The following is a 24,962-nucleotide window of genomic DNA, read 5'->3' on the forward strand; positions in this document are numbered from 1 at the left end:
TTTCGCAATCGCGTCGCCGGCCGCATCCACCGCCACATCCCCTTAAAGCAGCAGTCCAGGGAAGCACTCCAAGTGCTTGTCGAGGGCGCCGGGCGACCGTCACCATCCGGAGAACCCAGTGCTTTCATCCCTCCAGGGATCCTTCCCGCCCGCGATCCTGGCGCTAGCTGACGGCACGGTCTTTCTCGGCAACTCGATCGGCGCCCCCGGCGCAACCGTCGGCGAGGTCGTGTTCAACACCTCGCTCACCGGCTACCAGGAAATCCTGACCGATCCGAGCTACTGCCAGCAGATCGTCACGCTCACCTATCCGCACATCGGCAACTACGGCACCAACGCCGAGGACATCGAGGCCGACAAGATCCACGCCGCCGGCCTGATCATCAAGGACCTGCCGCTGCTGGCATCGAACTTCCGCAGCAACGCCAGCCTGGGCCAGTACCTGGTGGCCGGCAAGACGGTGGCGATCGCCAACATCGACACGCGCAAGCTCACGCGCCACCTGCGCACCAAGGGCGCGCAGAACGGCGCCATCGTGGCGCTGGCCGCCGGCAGCACGGTCACGCAGAAGGACATCGATGCGGCCGTCGCCCAGGCCAAGGCCGCGCCGGCCATGTCGGGCCTGGACCTGGCCAAGGTCGTCTCGGTGCGCGAGACCTACGAGTGGACCGAGACCGAGTGGAAGCTGGGCGCGGGCTACGGCGTGCAGATCACGCCCAAGTTCCACGTCGTGGCCTTCGACTACGGCGTCAAGAAGAACATTTTGCGCATGCTGGCCCAGCGCGGCGCGCGCATCACGGTGGTGCCGGCGCAGACCCCGGCGTCCGACGTGCTCAAGCTCAAGCCCGATGGCATCTTCCTGTCCAACGGCCCGGGCGACCCGGAACCCTGCGACTACGCGATCGAGGCCACGCGCCAGCTGATCGAGACCGGCATCCCGACCTTCGGCATCTGCCTGGGCCACCAGATCCTGGCCCTGGCCTCGGGCGCCAAGACCTTCAAGATGAAGTTCGGCCACCACGGCGCGAACCACCCGGTCAAGGACCTGGACAACGGCCGCGTGTCCATCACGAGCCAGAACCACGGTTTCGCGGTCGACGAGAAGACGCTGCCGGCCAACCTGCGTGCCACGCACGTGAGCCTGTTCGACGGCACGCTGCAGGGCCTGGCCCGCACCGACAAGCCGGCGTTCTGCTTCCAGGGCCACCCGGAAGCCTCGCCCGGTCCGCACGACATCGGCTACCTGTTCGACCGCTTCACCGCGTCGATGGAAAAATTCAAGGCGGAGGCGAAGAATGCCTAAGCGCACAGACCTCAAGAGCATCCTCATCATCGGCGCCGGCCCCATCGTCATTGGCCAGGCCTGCGAATTCGACTACTCCGGCGTGCAGGCCTGCAAGGCGTTGCGCGAGGAGGGCTACAAGGTCATCCTGATCAACAGCAATCCCGCGACGATCATGACCGACCCGGCCACGGCCGACGTCACCTACATCGAGCCCATCACCTGGCAGACGGTCGAGAAGATCATCGCGAAGGAGCGTCCCGACGCCATCCTGCCCACGATGGGCGGCCAGACCGCTTTGAACTGCGCGCTGGACCTGTGGCGCAACGGCGTGCTGGACAAGTACAAGGTCGAGCTGATCGGCGCCACGCCCGAGGCCATCGACAAGGCCGAGGACCGCCTGAAGTTCAAGGACGCGATGACCAAGATCGGCCTGGGCTCGGCGCGCTCGGGCATCGCCCACTCCATGGACGAGGCCTGGGCGGTGCAGAAGAACGTGGGCTTCCCGACCGTGATCCGCCCCAGCTTCACGCTGGGCGGCACGGGCGGCGGCATCGCCTACAACGCCGAGGAGTTCGAGACCATCTGCAAGCGCGGCCTGGAAGCCTCGCCGACCAACGAGCTGCTGATCGAGGAATCGCTGCTCGGCTGGAAAGAGTACGAGATGGAGGTCGTGCGCGACAAGGCCGACAACTGCATCATCGTCTGCTCGATCGAGAACCTGGACCCGATGGGTGTGCACACGGGCGACTCCATCACCGTGGCGCCGGCGCAGACGCTGACCGACAAGGAATACCAGATCATGCGCAACGCCAGTCTGGCGGTGCTGCGCGAGATCGGCGTGGACACGGGCGGCTCCAACGTGCAGTTCTCGGTCAACCCGGCCGATGGCCGCATGATCGTGATCGAGATGAACCCGCGCGTGTCGCGGTCCTCGGCGCTGGCCTCCAAGGCCACGGGTTTTCCGATCGCCAAGGTCGCGGCCAAGCTGGCCATCGGCTACACGCTGGACGAGCTGCGCAACGAAATCACGGGCGGCGCCACGCCCGCGAGCTTCGAGCCCAGCATCGATTACGTGGTGACCAAGATCCCGCGTTTCGCGTTCGAGAAGTTCCCGACGGCCGACAGCCACCTGACCACGCAGATGAAGAGCGTGGGCGAGGTCATGGCCATGGGCCGCACCTTCCAGGAGAGCTTCCAGAAGGCATTGCGTGGCCTGGAAGTCGGCGTCGATGGCATGAACCAGAAGACGCAGGACCGCGAGGTGCTCGAAGAAGAGCTCGGCGAGCCCGGCCCCGAGCGCATCTGGTACGTGGGCGATGCCTTCGCTTCCGGCTGGACGCTGGACGAAGTGCATGCGCTGACCAAGATCGACAAGTGGTTCCTCGTGCAGATCGAGGAGATCATCAAGATCGAACTCGACCTGGACAAGCACACCGAGGAACACGGCGCGGCTGCGTTGTCCCAACTGACGGCCGACGAGCTGCGCCTTCTCAAGAAGAAGGGCTTCTCCGACCGCCGCCTGGCCAAGCTGCTCAAGACCGACGAGAAAGCCGTGCGCGCCGCGCGCCATGCGCAGAACGTGCGCCCCGTCTACAAGCGCGTGGACACCTGCGCGGCCGAGTTCGCCACCGACACCGCCTACATGTACTCGACCTACGAGGACGAGTGCGAGGCCGAGCCCACCGACAAGAAGAAGATCATGGTGCTGGGCGGCGGCCCGAACCGCATCGGCCAGGGCATCGAGTTCGACTACTGCTGCGTGCATGCGGCGCTGGCCATGCGCGAGGACGGCTACGAGACCATCATGGTCAACTGCAACCCCGAGACCGTCTCGACCGACTACGACACCTCGGACCGCCTGTACTTCGAGCCGCTGACGCTGGAAGACGTGCTCGAGGTGGTCGAGAAGGAAAAGCCGGTGGGCGTGATCGTGCAGTACGGCGGCCAGACCCCGCTCAAGCTCGCGCTGGGCCTGGAAGCGGCCGGCGTGCCCATCATCGGCACCACGCCCGACATGATCGATGCGGCCGAGGACCGTGAGCGCTTCCAGAAGCTGCTGCACGACCTGGGACTGCGCCAGCCGCCGAACGCCACGGCCCGGGCCGAGCCCGAGGCGCTGGAGAAGGCGCAGGCCCTGGGCTACCCGCTCGTGGTGCGCCCGAGCTACGTGCTGGGCGGCCGCGCGATGGAGATCGTGCACGAGCAGCGCGACCTGGAGCGCTACATGCGCGAGGCCGTCAAGGTCAGCAACGACTCGCCGGTGCTGCTGGACCGCTTCCTGAACGACGCCATCGAGTGCGACGTGGACGCCGTGCGTGATGCCACGGGCCGCGTGTTCATCGGCGGCGTGATGGAGCACATCGAGCAGGCCGGCGTGCACAGCGGCGACTCCGCCTGCTCGCTGCCGCCGTACTACCTCAGCAAGGCCACGGTGGACGAGCTCAAGCGCCAGACCGCGGCGATGGCCGAAGGCCTGAACGTGGTGGGCCTCATGAACGTGCAGTTCGCCATCCAGCAGATCGAGAAGGATGGGACGACGCAGGACGTGATCTACGTGCTGGAAGTCAATCCGCGTGCCAGCCGCACCGTGCCCTTCGTGTCCAAGGCCACCGGCATCCAGCTGGCCAAGGTCGCGGCGCGCTGCATGGCGGGCCAGTCGCTCGATGCCCAGGGCATCGGCGCCGAAGTCACGCCGCCTTACTTCAGCGTCAAGGAAGCCGTGTTTCCGTTCGTGAAGTTCCCGGGCGTGGACACCATCCTGGGCCCGGAGATGAAGTCCACGGGCGAGGTCATGGGCGTGGGCAAGACCTTCGGCGAGGCCTTCGTGAAGAGCCAGCTCGGCGCCGGCACCAAGCTGCCGAGGGCAGGCACGGCCTTCCTGACGGTCAAGAACAGCGACAAGCCGCGTGCCGTGGAAGTGGCGCGTGCGCTGGTGGCGCTGGGCTTCAGCGTGGTCGCGACCAAGGGCACGGCCGCCGCCATCGCGGCCGCCGGCATCGCGGTCAAGACCGTCAACAAGGTCACCGAAGGCCGGCCGCACGTGGTCGACATGATCAAGAACAACGAGATCGTGCTCGTGGTCAACACGGTGGAAGAGCGCCGCAACGCGATCACCGACAGCCGTGCGATCCGCACCTCCTCGCTGCTGGCGCGCGTGACCACGTTCACGACCATCGCCGGCGCCGAGGCCGCGGTCGAGGGCATGCGCTACCTGGACCAGCTGGACGTCATCTCGGTGCAGGAGATGCACGCGCAGCTGGCCTGACCGGGTGAGGGCCGGCCGATGACGTCGCAACTGGTGGAGCTGGACCTGGCCGACTGGGCCGGGGCCCGCTCCAACGACGACTGGATCGCCGCGCTGGAGGCGGGCAAGGTGCTGTACTTCCCGCGTCTGCGCTTCGAGCTGCTGGCCGGCGAGGAGCGCCTGCTCGATCCTGCACTGCTGGCCGAAGGCTCGCGCAACATCAGCCTGGACGCCGCGGGCCGGCTCAAGGGTGCGGCCGGCGATGCCGCCACGCAGCAGGCGACGGCCGCCATGGTGGCGCGCTTTCGCAGCCAGGCCCGCCAGCTCGTGGACGGGCTGCTGCCGGCCTATGGCCCGACCTTGCGCATGGCGCCCACGAGCTTTCGGCCGGCCCAGGTCGAGACCCGCACGCAATCCTGGCGGGCCGACGACAAGCGCCTGCACGTCGATGCCTTTCCCTCGCGGCCCAATTACGGCGAGCGCATCCTGCGCGTCTTCACCAACTTGAACCCGCGTGGCACGCCGCGGGTCTGGCGGGTGGGCGAGCCGTTCGAGGCCGTGGCCGCACGCTTTCTGCCGCGGCTCAAGCCCTATGTGCGCTGGCAGGCCAAGGCGCTGCGCGCGCTGCGCGTGACCAAATCGCTGCGCAGCGAGTACGACCACCTGATGCTGCAGCTGCACGACGCCATGAAGTCCGATCTCGACTACCAGCAGAACGCGCCGCAGCAGACCGTGCCGTTCCCGCCGGGCTCGGTATGGGTGTGCTTCTCCGACCAGACCTCGCACGCCGTGATGTCGGGCCAGTTCATGGCCGAGCAGACGCTGCACCTGCCGGTGGCGAGCCAATACAATCCCGCCGCAAGTCCGCTGGCGATTCTGAGCCGGTTGACCGGACGAACACTCGTCTGATTCCCGCTCACCCCACACCGCCGAACGGCAACGCTCGGCGGTTTGTTTTTTGGAGACCCGAACAATGTCCTCAACCTTTCCCGTGACCAAGCGTGGTGCCGAAGCGCTCAAGAACGAGCTGCACCGCCTGAAGACCGTGGACCGCCCCTTCATCATCAACGCGATCGCCGAGGCGCGCGCCCAGGGCGACCTGTCCGAGAACGCCGACTACGACGCCGCCAAGGACCGCCAGGGCTTCATCGAAGGCCGCATCCAGGAGATCGAGGGCAAGCTGTCCGTCGCCCAGGTCATCGACCCGGCCGAGCTCAATGCCGGCGGCAAGGTGGTGTTCGGTGCCACCGTGGACCTCGAAGACGAAGACAGCGGCCAGGCCGTGACCTACCAGATCGTCGGCGAGGACGAGGCCGACCTCAAGCTGGGCCGCATCAACATCTCCAGCCCCATCGCGCGCGCGCTGATCGGCAAGAGCGAGGGCGACAGCGCCGAAGTGCAGACGCCCGGCGGCATCAAGCACTACGAGATCGTCGGCGTCCGCTACATCTGACGGCGCCGAGCGATGCGTGCGCGCGTGCCGCTGCTGGCGGCGGCCCTGTGGTGGGGCAGCCTGACGGCGCTGTTCTGGACCGTGCCGCTGCTGTTCGTGCACCTGCCCAGCCCCGCGCTGGCCGGTGGCGCTGCGGCACGCCTGTTCAGCGCCCAGACCTGGGCCACGCTGGCCTGCTGCCTGCTGCTGCTGATGGCTTCGCGCCCACGCGATGCCGACCGCATGGCCCACTGGGCCCGGCCCGTGCTGCCCTGGGTGCTGGGCGGGCTGCTGCTGGCCCTGCTGGTCGAGTTCGCGGTCGCGCCACGCATCGTGGCGCGCGAGAATCTCAAGCTCTGGCACAACCTGGGCAGCGGCATGCTGCTGGTGCAATGGCTCTGTGCGAGCATCACGCTGTGGCAACTGGCGCGCCCTGCGCCCCCATCCCAACAAGGAGACTGACCATGCCCGGACTCTTGCCCGATGTCGACCCGGACGGCCTGCTGGAATTCTCGGTGGTCTACACCGACCGCGCGCTGAACCACATGTCCAAGCGCTTCACGGGCGTCATGCAGGACATCCTGTCCACGCTCAAGCAGGTCTACCACGCGCACACCGCCGTGCTGGTGCCCGGCAGCGGCACCTTCGGCATGGAGGCCGTGGCCCGCCAGTTCGCCAACCGCGAGAAGGTCCTGATCGTGCGCAACGGCTGGTTCAGCTACCGCTGGAGCCAGATCTTCGACGCGGGCGGCCTGGGTGGCGGCGCCGTGGTCTGCAAGGCGCGCCGCGTGGGCGAAGGCCCGCAGGCGCCCTGGCAACCGGCACCGGCCGAAGAGGTGGCGGCCACGATCCGTGCCGAGAAACCCAAGGTCGTCTTCGCGCCGCACGTGGAAACCGCCAGCGGCATCCTGCTGCCCGACGGTTACCTGCGCACCATCGGCGCTGCCGCGCACGAGGTCGGCGCGCTGTTCGTGCTGGACTGCGTGGCGTCCGGCGCGATGTGGGTGGACATGCAGGCGACCGGCGTCGACGTGCTGATCTCCGCGCCGCAAAAGGGCTGGAGCAGCTCGCCATGCTGCGCCATGGTGATGCTGAGCGCACGGGCGCGAGAAGCCATCGAGGCCACGACCAGCAGCAGCTTCTCCTGCGACCTCAAGAAGTGGATGCAGATCGCCGAGGGTTACGAGAAAGGCCAGCACGCCTACCACACGACCATGCCGACCGACGCGCTGGTGCGCCTGCGCGACGTGATGCTGGAGACGCGTGAGATCGGCTTCGACAAGGTGCGCACCGCGCAGATCGAACTCGGCAGCAAGGTGCGGGCGCTGCTGGAATCGCGCGGCCTGCCCAGCGTGGCGGCCGAAGGCTTCAAGGCGCCGGGCGTGGTGGTGAGCTACACGACCGACCCGGAAATCCAGAGCGGCAAGAAGTTCCTGGCCGCCGGCCTGCAGACCGCCTCCGGCGTGCCGCTGCAGTGCGACGAGGGCCCGGACTTCCGCACCTTCCGGATCGGCCTGTTCGGCCTGGAGAAGTGGCAGAACGTGGACCGCACCGTCGGCCACCTGGCGACGGCGCTGGACAAAGTTCTCTGATCAGGTCTGGCTGCGCTTCTTGACGCTGGTCGGCGGCTTGGGCTTGGCCCGCTTGACCTTGCCGCCGGCCGTCAGGCGCTGGTTGCCCAGCACGCGCAGGGTCTTGACCTCGGGCCGCTGCCCGCCGCGCTTGCTGAACTTGAGCACCTTGACGTCGCGCGGGCCGGGCATGCGGTCCTCGTCCTCGGCACGCTCGCGCTCGACTTCGGGCTTGGGCCGCCAGAGCACCAGCAGCTTGCCGATGTGCTGGATCGGCGCGGCGTTGAGCTGGTCGGCCAGTTGCTGGTAGATGGCTTCGCGCCCGGCACGGTCGTCGGACAGCACGCGCACCTTGATCAGGCCGTGCGCGTTGAGCGCGAGATCGGTCTCGCGCACCACCGCGGGGGTCAGGCCGTCGCCGCCGACCATGACCACGGGGTCCAGATGGTGGGCCTCGGCGCGGTGGACCTTGCGTTGCGCGGGGGTGAGTTGAATTTGGGGCATCCCCGTATTATCCCGGTTGCATGAAAGTCAAGACCAAATCGAAAAAGGTCAACAAGGCGTGGTTGAACGACCATGTCAACGATCCTTACGTCAAGCTCGCCGGCAAGGAGGGCTACCGCGCCCGCGCGGCCTACAAGCTCAAGGAGATCGACGAAAGCCTCAAGCTGCTGCAGCCCGGCCACCTGGTGGTGGACCTGGGCTCCACGCCCGGGGCCTGGAGCCAGTACGTGCGGCGGCGCCTGTCGCCCCAGGGCGCGGCCGTGGGTGAGCTCAACGGCGCCATCATCGCGCTGGACATCCTGCCCATGGAGCCCATCGAGGGCGTGCAGTTCCTGCAGGGCGATTTCCGCGAGGCCGAGGTGCTGGAGCAGCTGCAGGCCGCGATGGGCGGGCGCAAGGCCGACGCCGTGGTGTCCGACATGGCGCCCAACCTGTCGGGCATCGAGTCGGCCGACGCCGCCCGCATCGCCCATCTGGTCGAACTGGCGGTGGATTTCGCCAAAAGCCATCTCAAGCCCGAGGGCGCGCTGGTCACCAAGGTGTTCCACGGCAGCGGCTACGACCAACTGGTCAAGTTGTTCAAGAGCGAGTTCCGGGTCGTCAAGGCGCTCAAGCCCAAGGCCTCGCGCGACAAGTCGTCCGAGACCTTCCTGGTCGGCATCGGGCTCAAGGCGGTTTCTGCGGCCCAATAGGCCGCCTAAATCCTTGCGATAGCCATGGCTGACACGGGTTAACCACCCGTGTCAAGAACTTGAAACGCCTAAAATGGTTCGCACGTACGCCCCAACGCCGTTGCATGTCGTACGGCTTACCGGAGTCCCCGCTTGAAGAATCCCTGGTTTTCCAAAGTTGCTGTCTGGCTCGTGATCGCCATGGTGCTGTTCACGGTGTTCAAGCAGTTCGACACCCGCGCCACGGCGGGTGCAGGCTTCATGGGCTATTCGGACTTCCTCGAAGAGGTCCGCAACAAGCGCATCAAGACTGCCACCATCCAGGAAGGGCAGGGCGGCACCGAGATCGTCGCGATCACCACCGACGACCGCCGCGTGCGCACCACCGCGACCTATCTGGACCGGGGCCTGGTCGGCGACCTGATCGCCAACAACGTCAAGTTCGACGTCAAGCCGCGCGAAGAGGGTTCGCTGCTCATGACCCTCCTGGTCAGCTGGGGGCCGATGCTGCTGCTGATCGGCGTCTGGGTCTACTTCATGCGCCAGATGCAGGGCGGCGGCAAGGGCGGCGCCTTCAGCTTCGGCAAGAGCAAGGCGCGCATGCTGGACGAGAACAACAACACCGTGACCTTCGCCGATGTCGCCGGCTGCGACGAGGCCAAGGAAGAGGTCAAGGAGGTCGTCGACTTCCTGAAGGATCCGCAGAAGTTCCAGAAGCTGGGCGGCCGCATCCCGCGCGGCCTGCTGCTGGTCGGTCCCCCGGGCACGGGCAAGACGCTGCTGGCCAAGTCCATCGCGGGCGAGGCCAAGGTGCCGTTCTTCAGCATCTCGGGTTCCGACTTCGTCGAAATGTTCGTCGGTGTGGGCGCGGCCCGCGTGCGCGACATGTTTGAGAACGCCAAGAAGAACGCCCCCTGCATCATCTTCATCGACGAAATCGACGCGGTCGGCCGCCAGCGTGGCGCTGGCCTGGGCGGCGGCAACGACGAGCGCGAGCAGACGCTGAACCAGATGCTCGTGGAGATGGACGGCTTCGAGACCAATCTGGGCGTGATCGTGGTCGCCGCGACCAACCGCCCGGACATCCTGGACGCCGCCCTGCTGCGCCCGGGCCGTTTCGACCGCCAGGTCTACGTGACGCTGCCCGACATCCGCGGCCGCGAACAGATCCTCAACGTGCACATGCGCAAGGTGCCGATCGGTCAGGACGTGAGCCCCAGCATCATCGCGCGCGGCACGCCGGGCATGTCCGGCGCCGACCTGGCCAACCTGTGCAACGAGGCCGCGCTGATGGCCGCCCGCCGCAATGCGCGCGTGGTCGAGATGCAGGACTTCGAGAAGGCCAAGGACAAGATCATCATGGGCCCCGAGCGCAAGAGCATGGTCATGCCCGAGGAAGAGCGGCGCAACACCGCCTACCACGAGGCCGGCCACGCGCTGATCGGCAAGCTGCTGCCCAAGTGCGACCCGGTGCACAAGGTCACCGTGATCCCGCGCGGCCGCGCGCTGGGCGTGACCATGAGCCTGCCCTCGCAGGACCGCTACAGCTACGACAAGGAATACATGCTGAGCCAGATCAGCATGCTGTTCGGTGGCCGCATCGCCGAAGAGGTGTTCATGAACCAGATGACCACCGGCGCCTCCAACGACTTCGAGCGCGCGACCTCGATCGCCCGCGACATGGTCACGCGCTACGGCATGACCGACGCGCTGGGCCCCATGGTCTACGCAGAGAACGAAGGCGAGGTGTTCCTGGGCCGCTCGGTCACCAAGACCACCAACATGAGCGAGCAGACCATGCAGAAGGTCGATGGCGAGGTGCGCCGCATCATCGACGAGCAATACAGCCTGGCCCGCCGCCTGATCGAAGAGAACAGCGACAAGATGCACGCCATGGCCAAGGCCCTGCTCGAGTGGGAGACCATCGACACCGAGCAGATCGACGACATCATGGCCGGCCGCGAACCGCGTCCGCCCAAGGACTTCACGCCGCGCACGCCCACGGGCGGCAACGGCGGCGGCAGCGGCGGTGCGCCGGCCGTCAATCCGGAGCCGTCGCCGTCCGCGGCATGATGCGCTCGGTCTGAACCACAATACGGGGCCCTCGCGGCCCCGTTTGTTTTTCCGCTCGCTCCATGTTCTGGCAGACCTCCCGCCACCTGATCGATCTGCGCCAGCCCCGCGTCATGGGCATCGTGAACCTGACGCCCGATTCCTTCTCCGATGGCGGCCACCATGCCGGGCCGGGCGCGGCCTTGCGGCATTGCGAGCAGCTGCTGGCCGAGGGTGCCGGCATCCTCGACCTGGGCGCGGAGTCCTCGCGCCCCGGCGCGGCCGTGCTGCCGGCCGACGAAGAGCTGGCACGCCTGCTGCCGGTGCTGCGCGATGCCGTGCGGCTGGGCGTGCCCGTCTCCGTCGACACCTACAAGCCGCGCGTGATGCAGGCCGCCCTGGACCTGGGCGCCGATATCGTCAACGACATCTGGGCGCTGCGCTGGCACGACGCGGCTGCCGGCGAAGCGCCGGCCGCGGCTCAGGCCGTGGTGGCGGCCCATCCGAACTGCGGCGTATGCCTCATGCACATGCATGGCGAGCCCGCCACCATGCAGCGTCAGCCCATGGACGGCGATGCGCCGGCCCAGGTGCGCAGTTTCCTCGCCGAGGCCACGCTGCAACTGCGCGCGCGCGGCGTGGCGGCCGAGCGCATCGTGCTCGACCCTGGTGTGGGCTTCGGCAAGACCGTGGCGCAGAACTTCGCGCTGCTGGCGCACCAGGCCGATCTGCTGGCCTTGGGCCATGCGCTGCTGGTGGGCTGGTCGCGCAAGTCCTCGCTGGCCGCAGTGGCCGGTGGCGCCGACCGCCCGGCCAGCGAACGCCTGGTGCCCAGCGTCGCGGCGGCCGTGCTGGCGGTCGAGCGCGGTGCGCGCATCGTGCGCGTGCACGACGTGCGCGACACTGTGGCGGCCTTGCGGGTATGGCGCGCCGCCACGCCCCCCACTTTCGACGACACACCACAAGAAGGAAACACTCCATGACCCGTCGCTATTTCGGCACCGATGGCATCCGCGGCACCGTGGGCCAGGCCCCGATCACACCCGACTTCGTGCTGCGCCTGGCCCATGCCGTGGGCCGCGTGCTGCGCAAGACCGAGGCCCGGCCGACGGTGCTGATCGGCAAGGACACGCGCATCTCGGGCTACATGCTGGAAAGCGCACTGGAATCGGGCTTCAACTCCGCCGGTGTCGACGTGGTGCTGTTGGGCCCGCTGCCCACGCCCGGCGTGGCCTACCTCACGCGTGCCCAGCGCGCGAGCCTGGGCGTGGTCATCAGCGCCAGCCACAATCCCTTCGCCGACAACGGCATCAAGTTCTTCAGCGCCCAGGGCACCAAGCTGCCCGACGACTGGGAGATCGCGGTCGAGGCCGCCCTCGAGCTGCCGCCGCAGTGGGTGGATTCCGCCAGCCTGGGCAAGACCACGCGGCTCGAAGACGCGGCCGGCCGCTACATCGAGTTCTGCAAGAGCACCTTCCCGAGCGCGCTCACGCTCAAGGGCTTGCGCATCGTGGTCGACGGTGCCAACGGCGCGGCCTACCAGATCGCGCCCATGGTGTTCCATGAGCTCGGCGCGGAAGTCGTCCGCATCGGCTGCACGCCCGACGGCCTCAACATCAACGAGAAGGTTGGCGCCACCCATCCCGAGGCCATGGTCGAGGCCGTGCGCGCGCACCGGGCCGATTTCGGCGTGGCGCTGGATGGCGACGCCGACCGCCTGCAGATGGTCGACCGCGACGGCCGCATGTTCAACGGCGACGAGCTGCTCTACATCATGGTCAACGAGCGCCTGTCGCGTGGCGGTGCGCAGCGCAGCAAGCGCGCCGGCGAGGCCGTCGAGGGTGTGGTCGGCACCTTGATGACCAACAAGGCCGTCGAGGTCGCGCTGCGCGCCAAGGGCGTCGAGCTGGTGCGCGCCAAGGTCGGCGACCGCTACGTGCTCGAGGAGCTCGACAAGCGCGGCTGGGTGCTGGGCGGCGAGGGCTCCGGCCACCTGCTGGCACTGGACAAGCACACCACGGGCGACGGCCTCATCAGCGCGCTGCAGGTGCTGCAGATCTGCGTGCGCAACGGCCAGAGTCTGGCCCAGGCACTGGGCGAACTAACGCTGTTCCCGCAGTCCATGGTCAACGTGCGGCTGGCCGTGGGCCAGGACTGGAAATCGAACCAGGCCATGGCCCAGGCCCAGGCCGAGGTCGAGCGCGAGCTGGGCGACGACGGCCGCGTGCTGATCCGCGCCAGCGGCACCGAGCCTGTGCTGCGCGTGATGGTCGAGGCGCGCGACGCGGCCCAGGCCCGCCGCTGCGCCGAGCGCATCGCCGCCACGCTGCGCTGAGCGTCACGAAGCTGCCATCGGCGCGACATGCGCCGGTCACGGCGGCTTCGCACACTGGCTCCCGTGCGCTCCCCGGTGGGGCGCCCATGTCGCAGGAGCCAGACCATGAGAGAGTTGCCGTCCCCGGCCTACCCGCTGTCGCTGGGGCCGCGTCCTGCGCCGCCGGCATCGTCCGTGGCCGGTGGCCTGCTGGTGCGCTGGGCGCAACACCAGGACGAGGTGCGTGCCGCCCAGCGCCTGCGCTACACCGTGTTCGCGGGCGAAATGGGTGCGCGCCTGGCCACGCCGCTGGCCGGCCACGACATCGACCTGTTCGACGATTATTGCGAGCACCTGCTGGTGGCCGATGCCGCCAGCGGCGAGGTCGTCGGCACCTACCGCGTGCTCACGCCCGTGCAGGCGCGCCGCATCGGCAGCTTCTACGCCGACACCGAGTTCGACCTGACGCGGCTGCGCCAGCTGCGCCCACGCATGATGGAACTGGGCCGCAGCTGCGTGCACCCGGGCCACCGCCAGGGCGGGGTGATCATGAGCCTGTGGTCGGCGCTGACCGGCTTCATGCAGCGCAACGGTCTGGACCTTGTGATCGGCAGCGCCAGCGTGCCGCTGCGCCAGCAGGGCGTGTTCAATCCGGCCGTGGCCGCCAGCCTGTGGCGCCGCTTGCGGATCGACCACCTCGCCCCCATCACCGAGCATGTGCTGCCGCGCCTGCCTCTGCCGGTGGAGCGGCTGGACGACAGCCTGCAGGTCGAGGCACCGCCTCTGGTCAAGGGCTATCTGCGCCTGGGCGCCAAGCTGCTCGGCCCGCCGGCCTGGGACCCGGACTTCAACACCGCCGACCTGCCGCTGCTGATGCGCTTGCAGGACATGCCGGCGCGCTACAGCCGCCATTTCGGCGGGAGCCGTTGATGCGCGCGGCCTTCGACGCCGCGGGCTTGTGGCAAGGCACGCCGGATGCTGTGGAGCCCTCCGTCCCCCTGGACGCCGAGGACAGCGGCCCACCGCGCTTCCGCGCCGTCTTCATCTCCGACCTGCACCTGGGCACGCCCGGCTGCCAGGCCGGGCCGCTGCTCGAATTCCTCAAGGCCCACCCGAGCCAGCTCCTGTACCTGGTCGGCGACATCGTCGACGGCTGGCAGCTGCGCCGGCGCTGGTTCTGGCCGCAGGCCCACAACGACGTGGTGCAAAAGCTGCTGCGCCGCGCGCGCAAGGGCTGCAAGGTGGTGTTCGTGCCCGGCAACCACGATGAATTCGCGCGCGGCTTCGCCGGCCACCATTTCGGCGGCATCGAGGTGCGCGAGGAGGCCGTGCACACCACGGCCGACGGCCGGCGCCTGTGGGTCGTGCACGGCGACCACTTCGACGCCGTGATCCAGTGCGCCAAATGGCTGGCCTACCTGGGCGACAACGCCTACGAGCTCACGCTGCGGCTGAACCGCCACCTCAACAGCCTGCGCGCGCGCATGGGGCTGCCGTACTGGTCGTTGTCGGCCTACCTCAAGCACAAGGTCAAGAAAGCCCTCAACTACGTCACGGCCTTCGAGCAGGCCGTGGCCGCCGAGGCGCGCAAGCGCGGCTACCAGGGCGTGGTCTGCGGCCACATCCACCGCGCCGAGATGCGCGAGATCGACGGCACGCTGTACTGCAACGACGGCGACTGGGTCGAGAGCCTGAGCGCGCTCGTGGAACACCACGATGGCCGGCTCGAGCTCGTGCAGTGGCATGGCGCCCACCAGCACCCGGTGCGGACCCCGGCCGCGGCGCAGTCGGCCCCGGTCTGACATCGGCTTCGGCGAAAATACCGGCCCCGTCCCGTTGCGGCATGGCCGCTTTTCCCGTCCGTTTTGACCTGTTCCGCTTCTGTCCGTTCGCGCTGGCATGTGCGCCCCATGTCGGCCGCCGACCTGCCCTGTGTGATGGCCATCCAGGCCGAGGCCTACGCCGCCGCCGACTTCGCACCCGAGCAACCCGCCGTCTTTCGTGACCGCATGGCGCTGGCGCCGGCCCTGTGCCTGGTGGCCTGCGATGCGGCCGGCGCCGTGCTCGGCTATCTGCTGTCCCACCCCTGGCTGGAGGCTGCGCCGCCAGCCCTGCACAGCGCGCTCGGCCGCTTGCCGGCGGCCGCCAGCTGCTGGTATCTGCACGACTGCGCCGTGGCCGCGCGGGCCCATGGCCAGGGCATGGCGGCCGTGCTGTACGCCCGGGCCCTGGCGCAGGCGCGCGCCCAGGGCCTGGTCCAGGGTGCCCTGGTGGCCGTGGGCGGCGCGGCAGGCTACTGGCGGCGGCTGGGCTACGCGACGCGCGACCTGGGCGCAGGCCAGTCCAAGCTCGCGGCCTACGGCCCCGGCGCGGCTTACATGGTGCGCGCGCTGGACTAAGCGGGCAGGGCGGCGGCCGCTGGCAGCGCGGGTGCCTGGCTGCGCCGTGGCGCCGCACTGACCGGCTGCAGGGCCGCCGCGGGCGCACTGGCCTGGAACACGCCGATCGCATCGAGCAGCTGGCGCGCCTGGGCGCGCAGGCCGCTCGCGGCCTCGCGCGCATGGCCCACCATCGCGGCGTTCTGCTGGGTCATCCGGTCGAGCTCCGTCACCGCCACGTTGACCTGGTCGATGCCCTGCGACTGCTCGCGGGCCGAGGCGCCGATCTCCTGGATCAGGTCGGCCACCTTGCCCACCTGCTGCACGATGTCCTGCATGGCCGCGCCCGCATCGCGCACCTGCTGGTTGCCGCTGTCCACCTGCTCGCTGCTGTTGTGGATGAGCTTGCCGACCTCCTTGGCCGCCTGGGCGCTGCGCTGGGCCAGCGCCCGCACCTCGGCCGCCACCACCGCGAAACCGCGGCCCTGCTCGCCCGCACGTGCCGCCTCCACCGCGGCATTGAGCGCCAGGATGTTGGTCTGGAACGCGATGCCGTCGATCACGCCGATGATGTCGCGGATCTTGCTGCTGGCCGCCGTGATGGCGTCCATGGTCTGCACCACCTGCCCGATCACGGCGCCGCCCTGGCGCGCGGCCGCGCTCGCGGTGCCGGCCAGGCCCACGGCCTGCGCCGCGGCGCTGGCGCTGGCCTTCACCGTGGCCGTCATCTGCTCCATCGAGGCCGCGGTCTGCTGCAGGCTGGAGGCCGCCTGTTCGGTGCGCGCGCTCAGGTCCTGGTTGTCACGCGAGATCCCCTGGCTGGCCTGCTCCACGCCCGCCACCTGCTGGCCCACGTCGTCCACCAGCGAGCGCAGGTTCAGCCCGGCCTGGTTGACGGCGCGCAGCACCATGCCGATCTCGTCGACGCGGTCCAGGTGCACGTTCTCGCCCGGGCTGCCGGAGGCCACGCACTGGGCCTGCTGCAGCACGCGCTGCAGCGGCCGGGCGATGCGCGCCTCCAGCCACAGCGTGGCGACGGCGCAGGCCAGGGCCACGGCTGCCGCGACGGCCTCCGGCGCCATTCCCAGACGGGGCAGCAGCGCGGCGCCGCCCACCGACACCAGCAGCACGAACAGCAAGGCAGCACGCAGCCGCCAGCGCACGGGCATGGTCTGCGGCAGCGAGAGCCAGCGCAGCCAGCCGGTGCGCAAGACCAGGCCCTGGTGGAAGGCCCAGCCCCTGGCCTGGCCTGAACGGAAGCGCGCATACAGCGCCTCGGCCTGGGCCACCTCTTCGCGCCCGGGCTTGGTGCGCACCGACATGTAGCCCGTGGTCTGGCCGTTGCGCACCACCGGCGTCACGTTGGCGCGCACCCAGTAGTGGTCGCCGTCCTTGCGCCGGTTCTTGACCAGGGCCGACCAGGAGCGGCCCGACTTGAGCGTGGCCCAGAGGTCGCCGAAGGCTTGCGGCGGCATGTCCGGATGCCGCACCAGGTTGTGCGGCTGGCCGATCAGCTCGTCCTGGTCGAAGCCGCTGGCCTGCACGAACGCGGCATTGGCGTAGGTGACGTAGCTCTGCAGATCCGTGGTGGACAACAGGGTGGCGTCGTCCGGAAAGATGTACTCCTTCTGCGTCACCGGAAGATTGCTGCGCATCGATCGCTCCTGTCGTTCGCAAGAGTGCGCAGTATGCAAATCGAAGATCAACGATGGTCGTGTGCTGGTACTCCGTGCGACGAACGCCGTGCGCAGGCCGACAAGCGGGTGCGGTCAGGCAGCTCCGCCGGCCGGCCGCGGCGGCAAGTGCATCAGCGCCTGCCCCATGCGCACGCGCGCCCCACTGGCAATGCCGTCGGCCAGCGCGAAGCCTCTGGGTGCGAACACGATGATGGTCGAGCCATGCTCGAACCAGCCCATCTCCTGTCCCTTGGCGAAGTGCTCGGCGCAGTCCACCGGCTGGCTGCCCAGCGTGCGCAGGTGCAGCAGCGTGTCCATGAAGTGCAGCCGGATGCTGGCCACGAGGATGGCCGCCACGGGCACCAGCGCAATCGGATGGCCGCTGGCCAGCCGCATGCGCAGCACGGCGCGCTCGTTGCGGCAGAACAGCCGCTCGATGCGGCGGAGCGCGATGGGGTTGACGTTCCAGGTGTCGCCCGAGAGGTAGGTCAAGCGCTCCACCGTCCCCTCGTGCGGCGCATGGAAGCGGTGGTACATGGCCGAGGTCAGCCGCAGCGTCACGTACTGGCCGCCGTGCCAGGGGCGGGCCGCTTCCGCGTCGCCGAACAGCTCGCCGATTTCGTACGGGAAGCCCTTGGCCTGGAACACGCGCGTGCCGTCCACCGTGCCGCAGGCGCCGACGATGCCGTCGCAGGGGCTGGCCAACACACCGGGGTCCATGGCCACGGGGCGCGCACCGGGCTTCAAGGCGCGCGTGAACATGGCGTGCAGGCTCTTGAAGCGCTGCTCCTGCGCGTCCGACAGGTCGATCTCGGTGCAGGCGCGCCACACCGCGATCGAGGCGGCGCGGACCAGCGGGTTCTCGATCTGGCTGAACCAGCCCATGAAGCGCGTGAGCGCGAGCCGCGGCACGCGGTTGGTCAGCAGGAAGTTGAGGTCCTCCTGCAGCAGCAGGCGGTCGCGCAGGCGGGCGAGGGCGGATGGGGTGGCGGTGGTCTGCGTCATCGTGTTGACAAATGAAGGGGTTACCAATGGGGGATCGCCATTTCCACGACCCCATGAACGAACTCACTTTTCTCGGCGGCTTCGGCGCCGCGGCCGTGCTGGCGCTGCTGCCGGCAGCAGGGCAACGCCTGGCCCTGTCGCGCGCCAAACACCGCTCGCTGGCCGGCCACTCCAAGCTGTCGCGCCGCGTCGCGCGCCGGCTGCCGTTCTACGATTTCGGGCCCGAGCGCTTCTTCGCCTCGGACGGCGCACCGGCCGCCGTCGCCGCGCAGCGCGAGGCCGGCATGGCGCGGCTCGCGGCCCTGTTCGCCCAGCGCTTTCCGAAGACGCTGGCCATGACCGAGGCCGCGCGCGAAGGCATCGCCGACCTGCAGTTCACGAGCCGCTACCGCGTGCCCTTCCAGTACAGCCGCGTGCTGCGCGAGAGCCTCAAGATGGGCGCCTTCGTCCAATCCAGCCAGGGTGTGCAGATCACCGACCTGGACGGCAACGTCTTCTACGACCTGGCCGGCTCCTACGGCGTGAACCTGTTCGGCCAGGACTTCTACAAGTCCTGCATCGCCGAGGGCAGCGCGCGCGTGCAGGACCTGGGCCCGGTGCTCGGCAGCTACCACCCGGCCGTGCTGGACAACGTGCGCACGCTGCGCCGCATCTCGGGCAAGGACGAGGTGTCCTTCCACATGTCCGGCACCGAGGCCGTGATGCAGGCGGTGCGGCTGGCGCGCTACCATACGCGGCGCACGCACATCGTGCGCTTCTGCGGTGCCTACCACGGCTGGTGGGACGACGTGCAGCCCGGCATCGGCAACCCGGTCCCCGCCGAACGCACCTACACGCTGCGCGACATGGACGCGCGCACGCTGCGCGTTCTGAAGAGCCGGCGCGACATCGCCTGCGTGCTCGTCAACCCGCTGCAGGCCCTGCACCCGAACGCCAACGCGCCCTCGGACTCGGCCCTGGTTGCCGCCCGGCCCGCGCCGGCCTTCGACCGTGCGGCCTACACCGCGTGGCTGCAGCAGCTGCGCGAAGTCTGTACCGCGCGCGGCATCGTGCTGATCTTCGACGAGGTGTTCCTGGGCTTTCGCCTGGCGCCCGGCGGCGCGCAGGAATACTTCGGCGTGCAGGCCGACATGGTCACCTACGGCAAGACCCTGGGCGGCGGCCTGCCGGTGGGCGTGGTCTGCGGCCCGCACCGGCTCATGCAGCGCTGGCGCGAGGACAAGCCGGCCGACATCTGCTTCGCACGCGGCACCTTCAATGCGCACCCCTACGTGATGGGCGCCATGCAGGTGTTTCTCGAGCGGCTGCAAGCGCCCGCGGTGCAGGCCCTGTACGAGAACCTGGACGCCACCTGGGAAGGCCGCGCCGCGCAGCTCAACGGCCTGCTCGAAGACGCGGGTCTGCCGGTGCGCGTGGGCGCCATGTCCACGGTCTGGGCCGTGGGCTTCACGCAGGCCTCGCGCTACCACTGGATGCTGCCCTACTACCTGCGTGCGCAGGGCCTGGCGCTGAGCTGGGTCGGCACGGGCCGGTTGATCTTCAGCCTGAACTACGGCGATACCGAGTTCGCCGAGGTGGCGCGCCGCTTCGTGGCCGGTTGCCAGGCCATGCAGGCCGATGGCTGGTGGTGGCAGGACGCGGGCTTGACGAAGAAGGCGATCCAACGCCGCATCCTGCGGGAGATGTTGGGGCGCTGAACTGCGGGGGCCTGCTCAGCGGGCCACGTCGTGCATCGGATCGATCAGCTCGCCGCGCATCAGCGCGAACGGGCTCTTCCAGTACAGCTTGATGTCGTGGAAGGGGTCGGTCAGGATCTTGGTGGCCCAGGCCAGGCCGGCCACCACGCCTTGCAGGAAGAACAGGTGCACGGTGCGCATCAGCACGGCGGCCACGCCCAGCGCCAGCCAGGCCAGGCCGACATGGCGCAGCCAGCCTTCGGTCCCGGCGGCCGGCTCGACCAGTCCGAACAGGTCGGGCTGCAGCCAGAGCAGCAGCGGCACGGCCACCCACAGCAGCATCAGCACCACCTTGCGGCGCAGGTTGTAGCCGACCTTGATCTCTTCCTTGTAGGCGTGCGTGGCCTGGTTCACATGGTCGTAGCCCTTGGGCTCGAAGAAGAAGTGGCCCGCCTGGCGGCTGGTCATGGCCACGGTCCAGGCCAGCAGGGCGGCCGCGGCCGGGTCGACGAACAGCAGCACGTAGCTGCACACGAAGGTGCAGGCCGACAGCAGGTGCAGGCTCTGGTTGATGCGGCTGTGGTGGTAGTAGCGGTGGTCGTCGTCGCGCTGGACCTGGACCGTCCGGAAGAAGTCGTGCATGGGCACCCCCGTTGTCATGTGGCGCGATCGTGACGACCGCGCATGAAGCACTGATGACAGGGGGCCGCGCTCAGCGGCTGCGCGAACGCCGCTCGGCGCTGGCCGCGTCGGCGCAGGCGCCGGCCCACTGCGCGACCTGCTGCGCGCTGGCCGGGACCATGCCGAACAGCAGGCGGTAGATGATGGGAGCGACGAGCCGGTCCATCACGTCCTCCACCGTGGGCACGGCCTCGCCGCGTGCCGCACCGCGCTGCACCAGCACCGACACCACGCCGGCCGTGAACTGCGCGCACTGGCAGCTGCCGGCGGCCTCGCCGCGGCCGGCCGAGGCCACCACGTCGCGCAGCATGGCCTGCCCGACCTCGGACGACATCTCCTCGTGGAACTGCTCGGCCCATGCCAGCAGGTCACCGCGGAAGCTGCCCGTGTCCGCCGGCTCGCCCTCGGGGCGCATGCGCGCGACCGAGACGTCGGCCATCAGCTCGGCCAGATCGCCCCAGCGCCGGTAGATGGTGGACGGCGTGACGCCCGCGCGTGCCGCGATCAGCGGCACGGTCAGCGCCTCGCGACCGTGCTGCTCGATCAGCTCGCGCGTGGCCTGGTGGACGGCGGCCTGCACGCGCGCGCTGCGCCCGCCGGGCCGAAGAGTGGGGCGTGGAGGCATGGAACGATCTTAACGCAAAGGGTTTGCTTTATGGGTCGGTCCGGTGCACAATGGCATAAACGCTATTTCTTTGCGTTTGGAAAGTTCGCATGTCCATCCCGCATCCCGCCACGACGCCATCGCCGCGCCAACCCCTGGCGCCCCGCGCTGCGCTGTGGTGGACGGCCGCGATGATGGTCACCTTTCTGGCCGCGTCCAGCGCGCCGTCGCCGCTGTACGCGCTGTACCGCGAGGCCTGGGGCTTCTCGGCGTTCGTGCTGACCTGGGTGTTCGGCAGCTACGCGTTCGCGCTGCTGGCGGCCTTGCTGATGTTCGGCCGGCTGTCGGACCATCTGGGCCGGCGGCGCGTGATCGTCGGCGCACTGGTGCTGGAGTTCCTTTCCGTCGTGCTGTTCTGGCAGGCCGAGTCGGTGGCCTGGCTGTTGGCGGCCCGCATCCTGCAGGGCGTGGCCACGGGCATCGCCACGAGCGCGCTGAGTTCCATGCTGCTCGACCTGAGCCCCCTGCGCGCCTCGGTGATGAACGGTGTCGCGCCGATGGTGGGCATGGCCCTGGGCGCCGTGGGCACGGCGGCGCTGGTGCAGTTCGCGCCGGCGCCCACGCGGCTGGTCTACGAAGTGCTGCTGGTGATGCTGGCCGTGCAGGTCGCGATGGCGCTGCGCCTGCCCGACACGGTGCCGCGCCGTGCCGGTGCCTGGGCCTCGCTGCGGCCGCAGATGGCGGTGCCGCCCGCGGCGCGCGGCGCCTTGCAGCGCCTGCTGCCGGCCAACACGGTGGGCTGGGCGCTGATGGGCTTCTTCCTGTCGCTGGGGCCGACGCTCGCGCGCCAGGTGACCGGCAATGCCGCCCCCCTCACAGGCGGTGCGCTGATCGCGGCCATGGTGTTGCCGGGAGCGCTGGCCAGCGTGGCCATGCAGCACCGGCCGGCTGCGCTGGCCCTGGCCTTCGGTGCCAACGGACTGACGCTGGGCATGGTGCTGGCGCTGGCCGGCGTGCACACGCATGCGCCGGTGGCGTTCTTCGCAGGCGCCCTGGTGGCCGGCTTCAGCATGGGCTGTAGCTTCAGCGGCGCGCTGCGCACGCTGGCGCCGCTGGCATCGCCGCAGCAGCGCGCCGGCCTCATGGCCAGCTTCTTCGTGTGCAGCTACCTCGCGTTCAGCATCCCGGCCCTGCTGGCAGGGCTCTCGACCGGCTGGTTCGGCCTGCACCAGACCGCGCTGGGCTACGGCGCGGCGCTGCTGGCGCTCGCGCTGGTGGCGGCACTCGGCACGCGTGCCCTGGTGGCCGCGAAGGCCTAACCCTGCGACACCGAACTGCCATGGCAGCGTCACGCCGCTGACTTGCGCGGCTCGCAGCATGGCGGCATGCCGCACGCCGAGCCCATCCCCATCATCGTGGACGAGTTCGCGCCGGCACGGCGTGCGCTGCGTCTGGCCTTCGTCACCGAAACCTACCCGCCCGAGGTCAACGGCGTGGCGGCCACCATCGCCTGCGTGGTGCAGGGCCTGCGCGCGCGCGGCCACCAGGTGCAGCTGGTGCGCCCGCGCCAGGATGCCGCCGATGCGGCCGAAGCGCCCAGCGCCGAGGTGCTGATGCGCGGCCTGCCGATCCCGCGCTACCCGCACCTCAAGATGGGCCTGCCTGCGACGCGCGCACTGCAGCGGCTGTGGACGCTGGCGCGGCCCGACGTGGTGCACATCGTGACGGAGGGGCCGCTGGGCTGGTCGGCCTTGCAGGCCGCGCGCAAGCTGCGCCTGCCCGTGAGCTCGGACTTCCGCACCAACTTCCATGCCTACGGCCAGCACTACGGCCTGGGCTGGCTGCACAAGCCGCTGATGGCCTACCTGCGCAAGTTCCACAACCGCTGCGACCTGACCATGGTGCCCACCGAGTCGCTGCGCCAGCAGCTCGCGGCCCAGGGCCTGGAGCGCCTGCGCGTGGTGGCGCGCGGCGTGGACGCCCAGCGCTTCGACCCGGCGCGCCGCAGCACCGCGCTGCGCGCGCAGTGGGGCGCAGGCCCCGACACGCCCGTGGTGCTGCACGTGGGCCGGCTCGCGCCCGAGAAGAACCTCGGCCTGCTGCTGCAGGCCGTGCAGGCCATGCGCCGCATCGACCCGCGCGTGCGCCTGGTCATGGTGGGCGACGGGCCGCTGCGTGCCGAACTGGAACGCAGCTGCGCGGGCCAGGGCGTGGTGTTCGCCGGCGCGCGGCGCGACGACGACCTGGCCACGCACTACGCCTCGGGCGACATCTTCCTGTTCCCGAGCGTGACCGAGACCTTCGGCAACGTGACACCCGAGGCCATGGCCAGCGGCCTGGCGGTGCTGGCCTACGGCTACGCGGCGGCGGCCCAGCTCGTCACCGAGGGCGAGAGCGGCCTGCTGGCGCCCCTGGAGCAGCCGGCGCAGTTCATCGCCCAGGCCGAGCGGCTGGCGCGCGACCGGGCCCTCGTGCAGCGGCTGCGGCTGCAGGCGCGTGCCGCCGCCGTGGCGCTGGCCTGGCCGCAGATCGTGGGCGAGCTCGAATCGACCTTCGAGGCCCTGGCGCGCCAGGGCCAGTCCGGCGTGCGCGCGGCGACCGCCGCGCGTGCCGTGGCCGGCCTGCCATGAAGGTCCAGCTGGTCTACTTCAACGCGGGCGGTGGCCACCGCGCGGCTGCGCAGGCGCTCCAGGCCGCCTGCGTGCAGCAGCAGCGGCCCTGGGATGTGCAAGCCGTCAACCTCGTCGACGTGGTCGATCCGCAGGGCCTGTTCCAGCGCTGCACCGGGATGGCGCCCGAAGACCTCTACAACGCCCGGCTCGCGCGCGGCTGGACGCTGGGGCTGGCGCAGGAGCTCAAGCTGCTGCAGGGCCTGATCCGCATGGCCCACGGCCAGCTGTGCCAGCGGCTGGCCGCGCACTGGCGCGCGAGCCGGCCCGACCTGGTGGTCTCGCTGATCCCCAACTTCAACCGCGCGCTGGGCCAGAGCCTGGCCCAGGCCCGGCCCGGCGTGCCCTTCATGACGGTGATGACCGACATGGCCGACCACCCGCCGCATTTCTGGCGTGCCGACGGCGTGGACCAGCACCTGGTCTGCGGCACGCCGCACGCGCTGGCCCAGGCCCGTGCGGCCGGCCACGACGCGCGCCGGCTGCACCTGGTCTCGGGCATGCCCGTGCACCCGGACTTCTATGCACCGCTGGCGCTGGACCGCGCGGCCGAGCGGCGCGCCCTGGGTCTGCCCACCTCGGACACGGGCCCGCCCGTCGGCGTGGTCATGTTCGGCGGCGCCGGCTCCATGGTGATGGAGCGCATCGCCCGGCTGCTGCCCGAGACCCCGCTGATCCTGCTGTGCGGCCACCACCGACGGCTGGCCGCGCGGCTGCGTGCGCTGCCGGCGCCGGCCCCGCGCGTGGTGCAGGGCTTCACGCGCGATGTGCGGCGCTACCTCGCGCTGGCCGATTTCTTCATCGGCAAGCCCGGCCCCGGCAGCCTGAGCGAAGCCCTGCTGATGGGACTGCCCGTGCTGACCACGCGCAACGCCTTCACCATGCCGCAGGAGCGCTACAACACCCAATGGCTCGAGGAGCAGGGCCTGGGCCTGGTGCTGCCGGGCTTCGCCGGCGTGGCCCCGGCCGTCCGCGCGCTTTGCGAACGAATGCCCGCTTACCGTGCGCGGGTTGCCCTGTTGCGGAACCGGGCTGTCTTCGAAGTGCCCGATTTGATGGCGAAATTGGTTCAACATGCACCATCCGCGGGCCATCTGCAACTGGCCGCGTGACAATGCCGTCACGAATTGGTCATTGGATTGACACAATTTTTGTGGGGTGGGCGGTGTCCAATCAGGGTTTGCGCTAGTCCCAAGCGCC

At 69.6% G+C, this 24,962-nt stretch carries 22 protein-coding genes; 17 read left to right on the forward strand and 5 right to left on the reverse strand.

Features of this window, described 5'->3' with window-relative positions:
- Positions 1-118 precede the first annotated feature (118 nt).
- The 6 genes from carA (at position 119) to IE209_RS17795 (ending at position 7,553) form a co-directional block, all read left to right on the forward strand.
- Positions 119-1,303, forward strand: coding sequence for a glutamine-hydrolyzing carbamoyl-phosphate synthase small subunit (carA, locus tag IE209_RS17770; RefSeq protein WP_189688277.1), 1,185 nt, complete (start codon positions 119-121; stop codon positions 1,301-1,303).
- Complete coding sequence (gene carB / locus IE209_RS17775) at positions 1,296-4,550, forward strand: carbamoyl-phosphate synthase large subunit (protein ID WP_189688278.1); 3,255 nt, start codon at positions 1,296-1,298, stop codon at positions 4,548-4,550. Before carA ends, carB begins: the two co-directional genes overlap by 8 nt.
- 18 nt (positions 4,551-4,568) lie before the next feature.
- On the forward strand, positions 4,569-5,438 hold the full coding sequence (kdoO, locus tag IE209_RS17780; protein WP_189688279.1) for a Kdo hydroxylase KdoO: 870 nt from the start codon (positions 4,569-4,571) through the stop codon (positions 5,436-5,438).
- Between the two features lie 64 nt (positions 5,439-5,502).
- Entirely contained in the window at positions 5,503-5,982 is a 480-nt protein-coding gene (greA, locus tag IE209_RS17785; RefSeq protein WP_189688280.1) for a transcription elongation factor GreA, read from the forward strand.
- A gap of 12 nt (positions 5,983-5,994) precedes the next feature.
- Positions 5,995-6,423 (forward strand): DUF4149 domain-containing protein, encoded by a 429-nt coding sequence (locus tag IE209_RS17790; protein ID WP_189688281.1) that lies wholly within the window; start codon positions 5,995-5,997, stop codon positions 6,421-6,423.
- A 2-nt stretch (positions 6,424-6,425) separates the two neighbouring features.
- A complete protein-coding gene (locus tag IE209_RS17795; RefSeq protein WP_189688282.1) occupies positions 6,426-7,553 on the forward strand; it encodes an aminotransferase class V-fold PLP-dependent enzyme in 1,128 nt (375 codons plus the stop codon).
- On the opposite strand, the gene IE209_RS17800 is transcribed toward IE209_RS17795, so the two are convergent.
- Complete coding sequence (locus IE209_RS17800; protein WP_189688283.1) at positions 7,554-8,036, reverse strand: YhbY family RNA-binding protein; 483 nt, start codon at positions 8,034-8,036, stop codon at positions 7,554-7,556.
- Positions 8,037-8,056: 20 nt separating this feature from the next.
- Here IE209_RS17800 and IE209_RS17805 point away from each other — a divergent pair, with 20 nt between their 5' ends.
- The 7 genes from IE209_RS17805 (at position 8,057) to IE209_RS17835 (ending at position 15,472) form a co-directional block, all read left to right on the forward strand.
- Positions 8,057-8,728 (forward strand): RlmE family RNA methyltransferase, encoded by a 672-nt coding sequence (locus tag IE209_RS17805; protein ID WP_189688284.1) that lies wholly within the window; start codon positions 8,057-8,059, stop codon positions 8,726-8,728.
- A 132-nt stretch (positions 8,729-8,860) separates the two neighbouring features.
- Positions 8,861-10,780 carry an ATP-dependent zinc metalloprotease FtsH gene (gene ftsH / locus IE209_RS17810; protein ID WP_189688285.1) on the forward strand — a complete coding sequence of 640 codons (1,920 nt, stop codon included), beginning with the start codon at positions 8,861-8,863 and terminating at the stop codon, positions 10,778-10,780.
- Positions 10,781-10,842: 62 nt separating this feature from the next.
- Positions 10,843-11,742, forward strand: coding sequence for a dihydropteroate synthase (gene folP, locus IE209_RS17815; RefSeq protein ID WP_189688286.1), 900 nt, complete (start codon positions 10,843-10,845; stop codon positions 11,740-11,742).
- Positions 11,739-13,094, forward strand: a complete 1,356-nt coding sequence (glmM, locus tag IE209_RS17820) for a phosphoglucosamine mutase (RefSeq protein WP_189688287.1) — start codon at positions 11,739-11,741, stop codon at positions 13,092-13,094. Before folP ends, glmM begins: the two co-directional genes overlap by 4 nt.
- A 105-nt stretch (positions 13,095-13,199) precedes the next feature.
- Positions 13,200-14,003, forward strand: a complete 804-nt coding sequence (locus IE209_RS17825) for a GNAT family N-acetyltransferase (protein ID WP_189688288.1) — start codon at positions 13,200-13,202, stop codon at positions 14,001-14,003.
- The gene (locus tag IE209_RS17830; protein ID WP_189688289.1) at positions 14,003-14,875 is read left to right on the forward strand and encodes a UDP-2,3-diacylglucosamine diphosphatase; all 873 of its coding nucleotides are present in this window, start codon (positions 14,003-14,005) and stop codon (positions 14,873-14,875) included. The genes IE209_RS17825 and IE209_RS17830 overlap by 1 nt, the downstream gene beginning before the upstream one ends.
- A 108-nt stretch (positions 14,876-14,983) precedes the next feature.
- Complete coding sequence (locus IE209_RS17835) at positions 14,984-15,472, forward strand: GNAT family N-acetyltransferase (protein WP_189688290.1); 489 nt, start codon at positions 14,984-14,986, stop codon at positions 15,470-15,472.
- Here IE209_RS17835 and IE209_RS17840 read toward each other — a convergent pair.
- Complete coding sequence (locus tag IE209_RS17840) at positions 15,469-17,106, reverse strand: methyl-accepting chemotaxis protein (protein ID WP_189688291.1); 1,638 nt, start codon at positions 17,104-17,106, stop codon at positions 15,469-15,471. The genes IE209_RS17835 and IE209_RS17840 overlap by 4 nt on opposite strands.
- A gap of 114 nt (positions 17,107-17,220) precedes the next feature.
- On the reverse strand, positions 17,221-18,132 hold the full coding sequence (asd, locus tag IE209_RS17845; protein ID WP_189688292.1) for an archaetidylserine decarboxylase: 912 nt from the start codon (positions 18,130-18,132) through the stop codon (positions 17,221-17,223).
- 53 nt (positions 18,133-18,185) lie between these two features.
- Between asd and IE209_RS17850 the strand changes: the two genes are divergently transcribed.
- The gene (locus IE209_RS17850) at positions 18,186-19,829 is read left to right on the forward strand and encodes an aminotransferase class III-fold pyridoxal phosphate-dependent enzyme (RefSeq protein ID WP_189688293.1); all 1,644 of its coding nucleotides are present in this window, start codon (positions 18,186-18,188) and stop codon (positions 19,827-19,829) included.
- A gap of 15 nt (positions 19,830-19,844) precedes the next feature.
- Here the strand turns inward: IE209_RS17850 and IE209_RS17855 are convergent, their stop codons facing one another.
- The gene (locus IE209_RS17855) at positions 19,845-20,468 is read right to left on the reverse strand and encodes a hypothetical protein (protein ID WP_229882921.1); all 624 of its coding nucleotides are present in this window, start codon (positions 20,466-20,468) and stop codon (positions 19,845-19,847) included.
- A gap of 52 nt (positions 20,469-20,520) precedes the next feature.
- Positions 20,521-21,114 (reverse strand): TetR/AcrR family transcriptional regulator, encoded by a 594-nt coding sequence (locus tag IE209_RS17860; RefSeq protein WP_189688294.1) that lies wholly within the window; start codon positions 21,112-21,114, stop codon positions 20,521-20,523.
- A gap of 89 nt (positions 21,115-21,203) precedes the next feature.
- On the opposite strand from IE209_RS17860, the gene IE209_RS17865 reads away from it, so the two are divergent.
- The 3 genes from IE209_RS17865 (at position 21,204) to IE209_RS17875 (ending at position 24,874) form a co-directional block, all read left to right on the forward strand.
- Positions 21,204-22,412 (forward strand): MFS transporter, encoded by a 1,209-nt coding sequence (locus IE209_RS17865; protein ID WP_189688295.1) that lies wholly within the window; start codon positions 21,204-21,206, stop codon positions 22,410-22,412.
- 66 nt (positions 22,413-22,478) lie between these two features.
- Positions 22,479-23,723, forward strand: a complete 1,245-nt coding sequence (locus IE209_RS17870) for a glycosyltransferase family 4 protein (RefSeq protein WP_189688296.1) — start codon at positions 22,479-22,481, stop codon at positions 23,721-23,723.
- Complete coding sequence (locus tag IE209_RS17875; protein ID WP_189688297.1) at positions 23,720-24,874, forward strand: MGDG synthase family glycosyltransferase; 1,155 nt, start codon at positions 23,720-23,722, stop codon at positions 24,872-24,874. The genes IE209_RS17870 and IE209_RS17875 overlap by 4 nt, the downstream gene beginning before the upstream one ends.
- Positions 24,875-24,962 lie beyond the last annotated feature (88 nt).

The sequence above is a fragment of the Pseudorhodoferax aquiterrae genome (assembly GCF_014652235.1).
In the GTDB taxonomy this organism is placed as follows: Bacteria; Pseudomonadota; Gammaproteobacteria; order Burkholderiales; family Burkholderiaceae_C; genus Pseudorhodoferax; species Pseudorhodoferax aquiterrae.